This window comes from Shewanella bicestrii (genome assembly GCF_002216875.1).
GTDB classification, from domain to species: Bacteria; Pseudomonadota; Gammaproteobacteria; order Enterobacterales; family Shewanellaceae; genus Shewanella; species Shewanella seohaensis.
In genome coordinates this window covers 2,485,948-2,498,684 of the sequence record NZ_CP022358.1, presented here as the reverse complement: position 1 = coordinate 2,498,684, position 12,737 = coordinate 2,485,948, and the positions used below count along the sequence as shown (strand labels likewise).

General features: G+C 46.3%; 11 protein-coding genes. 10 read left to right on the top strand and 1 reads right to left on the bottom strand.

From position 1 onward, the window contains the following. The first annotated feature begins 16 nt into the window (after window positions 1-16). From aspS to CF168_RS10890, 10 genes are all read left to right on the top strand, one after another. Window positions 17-1,792, top strand: coding sequence for an aspartate--tRNA ligase (gene aspS / locus CF168_RS10935; RefSeq protein ID WP_089067847.1), 1,776 nt, complete (start codon window positions 17-19; stop codon window positions 1,790-1,792). Between the two features lie 216 nt (window positions 1,793-2,008). After that, entirely contained in the window at window positions 2,009-2,755 is a 747-nt protein-coding gene (locus CF168_RS10930; RefSeq protein ID WP_011622670.1) for a YebC/PmpR family DNA-binding transcriptional regulator, read from the top strand. 257 nt (window positions 2,756-3,012) lie between these two features. Beyond that, a complete protein-coding gene (gene ruvC, locus CF168_RS10925) occupies window positions 3,013-3,534 on the top strand; it encodes a crossover junction endodeoxyribonuclease RuvC (protein ID WP_011622671.1) in 522 nt (173 codons plus the stop codon). After that, entirely contained in the window at window positions 3,531-4,148 is a 618-nt protein-coding gene (gene ruvA / locus CF168_RS10920; protein WP_011626232.1) for a Holliday junction branch migration protein RuvA, read from the top strand. The genes ruvC and ruvA overlap by 4 nt, the downstream gene beginning before the upstream one ends. A 120-nt stretch (window positions 4,149-4,268) precedes the next feature. Next, window positions 4,269-5,273, top strand: coding sequence for a Holliday junction branch migration DNA helicase RuvB (ruvB, locus tag CF168_RS10915; protein ID WP_011716952.1), 1,005 nt, complete (start codon window positions 4,269-4,271; stop codon window positions 5,271-5,273). A 974-nt stretch (window positions 5,274-6,247) separates the two neighbouring features. After that, window positions 6,248-8,764, top strand: coding sequence for a TonB-dependent receptor plug domain-containing protein (locus CF168_RS10910; protein WP_089067846.1), 2,517 nt, complete (start codon window positions 6,248-6,250; stop codon window positions 8,762-8,764). Between the two features lie 197 nt (window positions 8,765-8,961). Further along, window positions 8,962-9,642, top strand: a complete 681-nt coding sequence (locus CF168_RS10905) for a response regulator transcription factor (protein WP_089067845.1) — start codon at window positions 8,962-8,964, stop codon at window positions 9,640-9,642. 180 nt (window positions 9,643-9,822) lie between these two features. Then, entirely contained in the window at window positions 9,823-10,950 is a 1,128-nt protein-coding gene (locus tag CF168_RS10900; protein WP_089067844.1) for a M14 family metallopeptidase, read from the top strand. 8 nt (window positions 10,951-10,958) lie between these two features. Further along, the gene (locus CF168_RS10895) at window positions 10,959-11,276 is read left to right on the top strand and encodes a hypothetical protein (protein WP_039977219.1); all 318 of its coding nucleotides are present in this window, start codon (window positions 10,959-10,961) and stop codon (window positions 11,274-11,276) included. Next, on the top strand, window positions 11,273-11,554 hold the full coding sequence (locus CF168_RS10890) for a YeaC family protein (RefSeq protein WP_011716957.1): 282 nt from the start codon (window positions 11,273-11,275) through the stop codon (window positions 11,552-11,554). The genes CF168_RS10895 and CF168_RS10890 overlap by 4 nt, the downstream gene beginning before the upstream one ends. 70 nt (window positions 11,555-11,624) lie before the next feature. Here CF168_RS10890 and ansA read toward each other — a convergent pair whose 3' ends face one another. Then, complete coding sequence (gene ansA / locus CF168_RS10885) at window positions 11,625-12,638, bottom strand: asparaginase (RefSeq protein ID WP_089067843.1); 1,014 nt, start codon at window positions 12,636-12,638, stop codon at window positions 11,625-11,627. Window positions 12,639-12,737: the final 99 nt, after the last annotated feature.

Sequence of the window (12,737 nt, the reverse complement as noted above, 5' to 3'; positions counted from 1 at the left end):
TAAAGGATAGAGTTAGATGCGCAGTCATTATTGTGGAGACGTCAATAAGTCTCACGTTGGACAAGAAGTTACCTTGGTAGGTTGGGTTAATCGTAGCCGTGATTTGGGTGGCGTGGTCTTTTTAGATTTAAGAGACAGAGAAGGTCTGGTCCAAGTGGTTTACGATCCAGATTTACCTGAGGTGTTCAATGTGGCCAGTACGCTGCGCGCCGAGTTTTGTGTGCAGGTAAAAGGCGTGGTTCGTGCCCGTCCTGATAGCCAAGTCAACGCGCAAATGAAGACCGGCGAAATTGAAGTATTAGGTAAAGAACTGACGATCATCAACAGTTCTGAGCCGCTGCCGCTGAGCTTAGATAACTATCAAAACAACAGTGAAGAGCAGCGTCTAAAGTACCGTTATTTAGATTTACGTCGCCCAGAAATGGCGCAGCGCTTAATGTTCCGCGCGAAAGTGACCAGTGCCGTGCGTCGTTTCCTCGACTCAAACGGCTTCTTAGATATCGAAACGCCTATTCTGACCAAGGCGACGCCAGAAGGTGCCCGTGACTATTTAGTGCCAAGCCGCACTTACAAAGGTCAATTCTTCGCGCTGCCACAATCACCACAGCTGTTTAAGCAGTTGCTGATGATGTCAGGCTTTGACCGTTACTATCAAATCGTAAAATGCTTCCGTGACGAAGATTTACGTGCTGACCGTCAGCCAGAATTTACTCAAATCGATATCGAAACCTCATTTATGACGTCTGAGCAGGTGATGGCTAAGACCGAAGAAATGATGCGTGGTCTGTTCATTGAAATGCTGAACGTCGATTTAGGCGAATTCCCACGTATGACCTATAACGAAGCCATGCGTCGTTTCGGTTCAGATAAGCCAGATTTACGTAACCCATTAGAACTGGTTGACGTGGCTGACTTGCTCAAAGAAGTGGAGTTTGCGGTATTCTCAGGCCCAGCTAATGACGAAGAAGGCCGTGTTGCGGCGCTGCGTATTCCAGGTGGTGCGAGCTTATCCCGTAAGCAAATCGATGATTACACTAAGTTTGTCGGTATTTACGGTGCTAAAGGTTTAGCGTGGATGAAGCTAAACGACCTGACTCAAGGGTTAGAAGGCATTCAATCACCTGTGCTGAAGTTCTTGAACGAAGGCATTGTGAACGAAATTATCAGCCGCACTGGCGCACAAACTGGCGATATCATCCTGTTTGGTGCCGATACCGCGACTGTGGTTGCTGAATCTATGGGCGCACTGCGTCTTAAAGCCGGTGAAGACTTTAACCTGCTCGAAGGTCAATGGCGTCCACTGTGGGTGGTTGACTTCCCAATGTTTGAGAAGATCAACGGCAGCTTCCACGCGGTTCACCATCCGTTTACTGCGCCACGCGGCGTGACACCACAAGAGCTGGAAGCCAATCCGGCTAACCGTGTGTCAGATGCCTACGACATGGTATTAAACGGCTGTGAATTAGGTGGTGGTTCAGTTCGTATCCACAACCAAGAGATGCAATCTGCAGTATTCCGTATTCTTGGCATTACCGATGAAGAAGCGAAAGAGAAATTCGGCTTCTTACTCGAAGCGCTGCGCTACGGTACGCCACCACATGCGGGTCTGGCATTCGGTTTAGACCGTATTATCATGCTGATGACGGGCGCAAGCTCAATCCGTGATGTGATGGCTTTCCCGAAAACCACCACAGCGGCGTGTCCGTTAACCAATGCTCCAGGTTTTGCTAACCCACAACAATTAGCTGAACTAGGTATTTCCGTGGTGAAAGCCGCGAAGACTGAAGACTAATCTTTAGTGATTATCGAGTACCGAGGCGCAAGCCTCGGTCTATTTTTACCCCGTCATTTCATTTCTTATCAATATCTGCGTCATCGACGTCACTGAATTTGCCGTCAATCTTTGTGTAAAGGAACATTGGTTATAGGAACCTCACAAGAGGCGCCGTCAAGGTTACCTTAGGCTATTGATAAGATGTGCAATGGCTATGTGTAGAGGAGAACTCCCATGGCAGGTCATAGTAAGTGGGCCAACATTAAACACCGCAAAGCAGCGCAAGATGCCAAACGCGGTAAACTCTTTACCAAATTTATCCGCGAGTTAACGGTTTCAGCCCGTGAAGGTGGCTCGGATCCCGATTCAAACCCGCGTCTGCGTATCGCTATCGATAAAGCGCTTGGCGGCAACATGACCCGCGACACCATTGAGCGCGCAATCAAACGTGGTGCCGGTGAGCTTGAAGGTCAGCAACTCGAAACCATAATTTACGAAGGCTATGGTCCGGGCGGCACCGCTGTGATGGTCGAGACCATGACTGATAACCGTAACCGTACCGTGAGCGGCGTGCGTAATGCCTTTAGTAAATCGGGTGGGAACTTAGGGACCGATGGTTCGGTTGCCTATTTGTTCACTAAGCGCGGCGTGTTGTCCTATGCGCCGGGCACAGATGAAGACGCCCTGATGGACGCGGCGCTAGAAGCAGGCGCCGAAGATGTGGTGAGTTACGATGATGGTGCAATTGACGTATTTACCGAACCGACCGAGTTTTATGGGGTGAAAGATGCCCTCGATGCGGCGGGATTTGTCAGTGATAACGCCGAAATCGCGATGATAGCCTCGACTAAAGCCGAGTTAGATGCCGAAACGGCGGAGAAGTTTATGCGTCTTATCGATACCCTCGAAGAGCACGATGATGTGCAAGAGGTGTATCATAATGCCGAAATCTCCGATGAGATTATGGAAAGTTTAGGGTAAACCCAAGCTGTCATTTGATTTTTATCTTAGTAGGTGGCCGGAACTGAGCTCGCCAGAGCTTGGTTCTTGCATAGAGCGGTTCTTACATAGAGCAAGCGCTTAACTTTGAGTTTTGAACCAGCGTTTAGACACCGCATCTTGCTTATTGGGTCACCTTAGATTTACCTTTGATTTATTGATGTTTTTTGCGTTGTTGCTCGGCTTATAACCGCCGTTATCTAGGTTGAATTAAGTCGAGCACAGACATTAGGGATAGCATGGCGATTATTTTAGGTGTTGACCCAGGTTCTCGGATCACAGGTTACGGCGTTATCCAATGCCAAGGGCGGCAGCAACTTTATTTGGGCAGCGGCTGCATTCGCACCTCGGGCGAGGATTTACCATTAAGACTCAAGCAAATCTTTGATGGGATCAGTGAAATTATTCGCCAATACCAACCCGATGAATTTGCGATTGAGCGAGTGTTTCTCGCCAAGAATGCCGACTCGGCCTTGAAATTGGGCCAAGCCCGTGGTGCGGCCATCGTGGCTGCGACAGTGGCCAACTTACCCGTTGCCGAATACAGTGCCACCCAAATTAAGAATGCGGTGGTCGGAACGGGGCGAGCCAAGAAAGAACAGGTTCAACATATGATCCAGCAATTGCTTAAGCTGCCTGCGGCGCCACAGGCCGACGCTGCGGATGCGCTCGGCGTTGCGGTATGTCATTATCACACCAATCAAAGTTTGGTCGCTTTAAGCGGCCGAGCGACAACAAGAACATATGGACGGTACAGATGATAGGTCGTTTACGTGGCGTGTTAATTGAAAAGCAAGCGCCAGAGGTGTTGATTGATGTCAATGGCGTGGGGTACGAGTTACAGATGCCCCTCACCAGCTTTTATGAACTCCCCGAGGTCAATCAACCGACCACAGTGTATACCCATTTTGTGGTGCGTGAAGATGCCCAGCTGCTTTACGGCTTTATCACTAAACAAGAGCGCTCACTGTTTCGTTTGCTTATCAAAGCCAACGGCGTGGGTCCTAAACTGGCGTTAACTATTCTTTCTGGCATGACTGCCAGCGAGTTTGTGGGTTGTGTCGAGCGCGATGATATAGTGACGCTGGTGAAATTACCCGGTGTTGGTAAAAAGACTGCCGAACGTTTATTGGTTGAGATGCGCGATAAATTGAAGAGCTTGATGGAGGCATCCGTAGGCTCTGAGCGTGAGTTCGTGCTGCAATCTAACTATTCACCGGCTCCGACGGTCAACAGTGCCGAAGAGGATGCGATTTCAGCCTTGATCTCCCTCGGCTATAAACCACCACAGGCGAGTAAAGCCGTTTCTGCCGCCTATAAAGAAGGCATGGACAGTGAGACCTTGATTAAGGCCGCGTTAAAATCGATGCTCTAATGGCATGGTTTTCATTGAGGCTAGTGTTATATTGCGGTACGCGATTTTTGCAGCCAGTTTGGTTGCAACTGCACCAAAATAGCAAGTGCCGTATGCCGATGTGGTAACAGGAATAGGTAAATGATTGAAGCAGATAGACTGATCCAGCCGCAGCTGCAAGGTCAAGATGATGTTATCGACAGGGCCATGCGCCCTAAATTGCTCGATGAATATACTGGGCAGGATGATACGCGTGCCCAATTAAAAGTGTTTATTCAAGCGGCAAAGAATCGCGAAGAAGCCTTAGACCATATGTTGATCTACGGCCCGCCGGGGTTAGGTAAAACCACCTTAGCCATGATTGTGGCGAATGAAATGGGGGTGAACATCAAATCGACGTCGGGGCCAGTGCTTGAGAAAGCCGGGGACTTGGCGGCGCTGCTCACCAATCTTGAGGCGGGGGATGTGCTTTTTATCGATGAAATTCACCGCTTAAGTCCTGTCGTCGAAGAAATTCTGTATCCTGCGATGGAAGACTATCAGCTGGATATTATGATCGGCGAGGGGCCTGCTGCACGTTCAATTAAGTTGGATCTACCGCCTTTTACTTTAGTGGGGGCGACCACGCGGGCAGGGGCGTTAACCTCTCCGCTAAGGGCGCGTTTTGGCATTCCACTGCGGCTAGAGTTTTATAATGTCAAAGATTTAAGCACCATTGTGACCCGTTCGGCACAGGTGATGGGATTGGCCATTGATAGTGAAGGGGCCACCGAAATTGCCAAACGCTCACGGGGAACACCGAGGATCGCCAACCGTTTACTGCGCCGAGTGCGTGACTATGCGGAAGTGAAACACGACGGTGCTGTAACGCAAAAAGTCGCAGAGCAGGCGCTTGATTTGCTCGATGTCGATGGCGAAGGTTTCGATTATATGGATCGAAAACTGCTGCTTGCTATTATCGATAAGTTTATGGGAGGCCCTGTAGGGCTTGATAACCTTGCCGCGGCTATTGGTGAGGAGCGTGAAACCATTGAAGATGTATTGGAGCCTTTCCTTATCCAACAAGGCTTTATCCAACGTACTCCACGTGGTCGTATTGCCACAACCAGAGCCTATCTGCATTTTGGCATGATAAAACCAGAGTAACATCCAAGAAGGATGACCTTGTTAACAAAAAGCGGCCTTGGCCGCTTTTTGTTTTTACCGATTTCATTATTGTCCCTTTTTGTCACCAGATAACTTTGTCGCTAGAACGAACCACATCCAAATCATAAGATGAATATTATTTAATGAACGGCGGTTTCACTTAATTGACTATAGCGCGGACTAGTCATTGGAGTGCTGTTTTTATTTAAGTTTATTCGGTTAAATAATAATCTTATTTTGTTTGTAAATAATATTTAATCTAATGAATTAACAATAATAAAACAAATGTATTTATATGTTGAGTTGAAACAACTCGAAATGACATTTGTATTGTTTATAAAAACAGCATTCAGAGTAGGGTGGTTCAATGCTTTCTTATTCCGTAGATGCTGTTTATTTCCGCTTTTTAACCCTTATCTCATCCTAAAGCACCTCATATTTATGCTTGTTCCAAATTGGCGATGAATTGTTGCATTTGTGTGTATTGCACACTTGCGGTGCATAAAAATCACAATTTATTCATTTTGTATCAGTGTGCGCTGTGAAATCCCTGATTTTTACACGATTCCTTCTGTTGCAATGATTACCAATATGCATATTTCTTCATAATTAATCGACACATTATTCTGTGCGTCAGATAGTTGCTCACTGAAAAAGTGTGATCAACATCACACTTTTGAGGTTGTCGCATGTTTATTAAATGTTATTTTTTTAACAGTTTTAATCGCTGTAAATTACTGGGTTATACGGTTTTTAATGCTGTAAATAGAAGTGAATTAGCATTCAAGGTTGTAATTAAACAAATATTTTACAACAAGAGATAAAATAATAAACAAAATAGTTTTTAAGGTTAAAAAAATGAATATTGACTGAATGAAAGTGAATCCTCAGTATCAAGCGCAACAGTCGTACAGCAAATTGTTGTACAAGCTGTAAGCATAAAAATAATAGTAAGATCTAGGGAGCATTCATTCATGATCAAAAGAACCAAAGTTGCGTCGGCTATTAATTTAGCTGTCGTTAGCTCAATTGCTGCTGGTACCTTTGTAGCATCAAGCGCATTTGCAGCTGAAGAAACTGCAAAAGTTGAGCGTATTGAAGTCACGGGTTCACGTATTCAACGTCAAGATATGGAAACAGCTTCTCCTGTTACCGTTATTGATGCTGCTGCAATCAAAGCCGAAGGCTTTACCTCTGTAGACCAAATGCTACAAGTTCAAACTTCAATGGCAGGTGCTGCGATTGGTTCAACCACAAACAACGGTGCTGACGGTGTTGCACAAGTTGACTTACGTGGTATGGGCTCGCAACGTACTCTCGTGCTATTAAACGGCCGTCGCATGGTGAACTCTGGTTCAGGTGCTGACAGTGCTGTGGATTTAAACTCTATCCCAGTTGCTATGATCGCTCGCGTTGAAATCCTGAAAGACGGCGCTTCAGCGGTATACGGTTCTGATGCGATTGCCGGTGTAGTGAACATCATCACTAAGAAAGATTTCGATGGTTTCCAATTAGACTTCAACGGCAGCGGTACCGACAAAGGTGACGGTCAAAACGGTGATGTGAGTGCACTGTATGGCTTTAACACCGATGGTGGTAACTACACTTTTGGTGCAGCTTACTCAGATCGTCGTGGTGTGATCCAAGGTGACCGTAGCTGGACTGAGCCAGGTGCAAGTTCATTCATCCCAACAGGTTCGTTAGGTGGTAAAGTTCAAGACGCTAACGGCAACTGGGTTGACCGTACTTATGGCTATGACTTTACACAAGATAGCTACTACCAAACGCCAAGCGAGCGTCGTAGTTTGTTCGCAAACATGACCCAAGAGTTAGGTAACGATGTGGTATTAACCGCAGATGCTATCTACACTAACCGTCGTTCAAATCAGCAAATGGCTGCTCAACCTGCAGACATTATGCTGAACGTATGTGGTGACCCACATGTGCCAGCTGGTGAGCCTTGTGTAACTTTAGACAGCGCAATGACTGCAGCTGGCATCAAAGCTGACGACAAAGGTTTAGTAAACTACCGTCGCCGTACCAATGACGTAGGTCCACGTATCTATACTCAAGATACTGACACTTGGCGCTTATCTGGTGGTTTAGCGGGTACTTTAGATGTACATACTGGTATGAACTGGGATGTCACTTACACCTACGGTAAAAACCAAGCTAAAACTGCTGTAGAAAACTCAATCAATGCTTCTGATATGGCTACCTCAATCTATGCAAGTCCAGATGCATGGTTCAGTGGTGCACCATTAACTCAGCAAATGATCAATGACATTAGCTACACAGAAGAAGCGAAAGGCGGTAACGAGCAACAAACACTGTCTGCTGGTCTGAACGGTGAGTTATTCGACCTGAGCGCTGGTGCGGTAGGTTTCGCTATCGGTGCTGAATACCGTCGTGAAAGTGGTTTCTACACGCCAGACGAAGTGGTTATCGCAGGTGAGAGTACTTCTGCTCAACAAGATCCAACTGATGGTAACTACAACGTTATCTCTATCTTCCAAGAAGTTAGCGTACCATTCACCGAAAAACTGACAGGTGAATTTGCTCTGCGCTTAGACGATTACTCAACTTTCGGTAAAGCAACTACTTGGAAAATCGGTTTAACTTACAATGCCACTGACGAGCTGATGGTTCGTACCGTAGCTGCAACAGGTTTCCGTGCACCAAGCGTAGCTGAGCTATATGGTGGTAACTCTGGTTCATATGACTACTTAGATGATCCATGGGGTAACGCTCAAGATCCACAAATCTTAGTAAACCGTACTTCAGATCCAGATTTGAAACCTGAAGAGTCAGAGTCTTACACTGCTGGTTTAGTGTACTCACCAAGCTACCTCGATGGTATGTCAGTGACACTTGACTACTGGCGCTTCAAAGTAGACAACGCCATTGCGCGTATGGATACTCAAGCCGGTTTAGATGCTTGTTATGCTGGCGACCAAACAGCTTGTGAAACTTTCAATATCGGCCCTAATGGCGATTTGGATAACTTAACCAACGCGTTAACTAACGTAGGTTCACAAGACACTAGCGGTATCGACTTCAACTTAGCCTACAACTTCGAGCTGATTGGCTTAGATTGGAAAGTAGTTAACGATACTACTTACTTAGTGAAGTTTGAGCAGGATGGTGAAAACTATACTGGCACTATCGATGGTAACTTCGGTGCATATGCTCGCGTACGTAACAACTTCAGCATCTCTGCTGGTCAAGACGATTGGAGCGTAATGTACTTCAACCGCTTCATCGGTGATATGCGTGACCTGAGCGAAGGTAACAAAGTGGGTGATATCCTGTATCACAACATTTCTGGTACTTACCATATCAATGATATGGCAACTGTAAGCTTAGGCGTGAAGAACTTTACCGATGAAAAACCATTGACCGTATCTAACGGTAGTGATGGCGGTACTGTTCCAGAGGTTTACGACACTATCGGCCGTACTATTTACGGTGGTGTAACTGTTAAGTTCTAATATTAACTAGAACTCACCCTAAAAAAGCGCCTTCGGGCGCTTTTTTGTTTTGGTGCAAAAGGTTACAGGTGGTTATCTATTGCTGCCAACTTGATCACAATTAAGCTAAAACTGATTTTTAATCATCTTCTAACGCTAGAGACATATTTTTAGTTATGGTAACATAAATGATATTGATTCTCGTTTGGTGTTTAGGGATGAGTAAAATACTATTAGTCGATGATGATCCATTATTCAGAGTTTGGTTAACTGAAGCGCTGAAAACACAGGGACATGAGGTTGAATGTGCCATAAATGGCATTGAAGGGCTGAAACGGATCCGCAGCTTTATGCCCGACATTATTATGCTCGATCTGGTGATGCCACAAATGGATGGTTTTTCCCTATTAGAGGCGAGAGACTGTATGACGCCGATCATGATGCTCTCTGCCCGTGACAACGAGGAAGATAGGATCAGAAGCTACGAGCTTGGTGCGGATGATTTTTTGACAAAACCTTTTAGCATTAAAGAATTATTAGTGCGTCTGCATGCTCTAGAGCGGCGATTGTCTCCCCGTCCCATGGCGCAAATGGCAATTGAGCAGGCGAGCGTCCAGCCAGTCAAATTCGATGAAGCCGCCTATAGGATCACCATAGGTAAAAATGCCGTGGAACTGACGCAAACCGAGTTTAGGCTGTTTAAATATCTGTTCGAACGTAAAGGGCAAGTGATCACTAAGCAGGAATTGCAAAAATCGGTGTTGCAGAAGGACTTAGGCCGATTCGACCGTAATTTAGATATGCATATCAGTAACACGCGGCGCAAACTGGCAAATACCCGTTTACCGCGGACATTAATCAACACGGTCCGTGGTCAAGGATACAGTTTTTCCGCTTGATGTGTAGTGAAAGGCTAACAAACTTGGCACTGATGAATTAAAGCGCGACTGCTGGCTTCTTAGGCAATTTTAGTCGCTTTCATTTTCCCCTGATACGGATTTGGTTTATTCTAACGGGCATTAAAGTAGATGTGCATTTAACATCATTACCCTCACATGAATAACCAAGTAGGAATCATTATGCGGATCAGTGCCAATTTTGATGGCGGAAATATCCAAGTCATTAATCTTGATAATAAAGACGATATTCAACTGGCAATCCGTCCCGATGCGGGCGGTGAGTTTTATCAATGGTTCAACTTCCGATTCGAAGGTGAGGTGGGTAATCAATACACCTTAAATATCATCAATGCGGGCACGGCTTCCTATCCTAAGGGCTGGCAAGATTATCATGCGGTTGCCAGTTACGATCGCCAACATTGGTTCCGTGTGCCAACCCAATATATCGACGGCAAACTGAGGATTCAGTTAGCGCTTGATTGTGATGCGATTCAAATCGCATACTTTGCGCCATACAGCTATGAGCGTCATTTAGATCTTCTCAGCAACGCACAATTGCATCCCGATGTTAATCTTGAGCATTTAGGCCTGACCTTAGATGGCCGTGATATCACCCTGATGAAAGTGGGCGATGGCAATCCTGATAAACGCAATATTTGGATCACCGCAAGGCAACATCCCGGTGAAACCATGGCGGAATGGTTAGTCGAAGGCTTAGTGAATCGTTTGCTGGATAATGATTGTCCAACGGCAAAAGCGTTGCTCGATAAAGCCAATTTTTACATTGTGCCTAACATGAACCCGGATGGCAGCGTAAGAGGTCATCTGCGTACTAATGCGATTGGGGTTAACCTTAACCGTGAATGGCAAACCCCGAGTTTAGAAAGAAGCCCTGAGGTCTACCATGTAGTGCATAAGATGCAGCAAACGGGCGTCGATTTATTTTACGATGTCCATGGTGATGAAGGTCTGCCCTATGTATTCCTCGCGGGTTGTGAGGGCGTGCCAGCTTACAATGAGCGATTGGCACAGCTGCAAGCTGACTTTAGTCAGGCATTAACCTTAGCCAGTGCCGATTTTCAAACCGAGTTCGGTTACGCTAAAGACGAGCCTGGTCAAGCCAACTTGACCGTGGCCTCTAATTGGGTAGCGCAAACCTTCGATTGCTTATCGAACACCTTAGAAATGCCTTTTAAAGACAACAACAATCTGCAGGATCCGTTTGTGGGTTGGTCACCAGAGCGCAGTATTTATTTAGGCGAAGCGTCATTGATTGCCATGCTCGCCGTGGTTGATAAGTTAAGATAGGTGCGACTATGGCATTAATCGAATGTCCAATCTGCCGTAAACGGATGTCGAGCAAAGCGCCAGCTTGCCCGCATTGTGAGGCAAAAACCAATGGTGACAATAGCTCGCTCGCTCGGATCAGTCATATCCAAAAATCCAGCAGCTTAATGAACCAAAGCTTTGTCGCCATGACGCTGTTTATTGCGGGGGTGGTGATTTGGTTTTGGGGCGGTGAGCCCGCTGAAGGCTTACGCGCGACCATTGGCGCCATCTGTTTTGTCTTTGGTTTTGTGGGCTATTTAATTACCCGCGTTAGAATCGTATTACATAAGCGAAAGAGTGTATGACCGACATTAATCAAGTTATCGACCAAATGCCCGAAGAAGTCTATGAAAGGCTGCGTAGCGCCGCTGAATTAGGCAAATGGGAAGATGGCACTGTATTGACCGAAGCCCAGCGTGAATCGACTCTTCAAGTGGTGATGCTCTATCAGGCGCGCCGCTTAGATCAAACTGAGCATTTCACTATAGCTGCCGGTGGAAAATTAAATGAGCTGTCGAAGGCGGAATTGAAGAAACAATTCCGTGGCGAGTCGATTGCCGAGTTTAAAGCTGACGAGCTGTAATAGCAGACTTTATGCTTAAACAACAAAAAGCCCACTAATGTGGGCTTTTTCATATGCAGCGTTTCGATACTTAGTCGGGGCTGAGCTCACCAACCAAGTTTTGCAACATGGCAGTTTTAATTTCGCTCGGCTTTAAGTTTTTTGATAGCAGATAATGCAACTTAGCCAGTGCAGCCTCAATGGTCATATCAGCGCCACTGATCACCCCGGCTTTGGCGAGGGCATTGCCCGTAGCGTAACCGCCCATATTCACTTTACCTTGGAAACATTGAGTTAGATTCACTAACACAATTCCACGCTCATCCGCTTGCTTTAGAGTATCGAGTAATGCTTTATCTTGCGGTGCATTGCCCACGCCAAAGGTCAGTAAAATGAGCGCCTTAACGGGTTGCTGCAGGATATTTTCAAAAATTAGCGTCGAAATGCCAGGGTAGAGAGTCACTACACCGACGGGCTGCGGGCTGATATTAGCGACTTCTAACGGCTTATCGCTTGGCGTGGCAATTTTACCTGCACGCAGATTAATTTTGATGCCAGCTTCAAGCAGTAAAGGGAAGTTTGGTGAGGCAAACGCATCAAAGCCATCGGCGTGGGCTTTGGTGGAACGATTGCCACGGAATAGTTTGTTATTAAAGAATAAACACACTTCAGCTACCGGATAATTGGCGGCGATATACAAAGAGTTAAGCAGGTTGGTTTGACCGTCGGATCTCAGTTGTGCCAAAGGAATTTGGGAGCCAGTGACAATAACAGGCTTTGACAGGCCTTGAAGCATAAAGGATAAGGCTGAGGCGGTGTAGGCCATGGTATCTGTGCCATGGAGGATCACAAAACCATCGTACTTATCGTAGTTGGCCTTGATATCATCGGCGATCATTTGCCAGTCGGTCGGTGCCATGTTTGATGAGTCGATGAGTGGGCAGTACTCGTGGATCACAAACTCAGGCATTTCGTCATGGTAGAACTCGGGCATGGATTGGACGCATTGGGTCAAAAAACCCGCCACTGGAGCAAAACCATTCGCGGTTTTTTGCATGCCTATGGTGCCGCCCGTATAGGCGACGTAAATGGAGCGTTTAGTCATTCTTGTCGTTATCTTAGCTGCAAGTGAGCTAATTATACGATTTTACAGGCATAAACCCAATAAAAAAGCCCGAGGGTTCGGGCTTTTGTGTCTTTCATC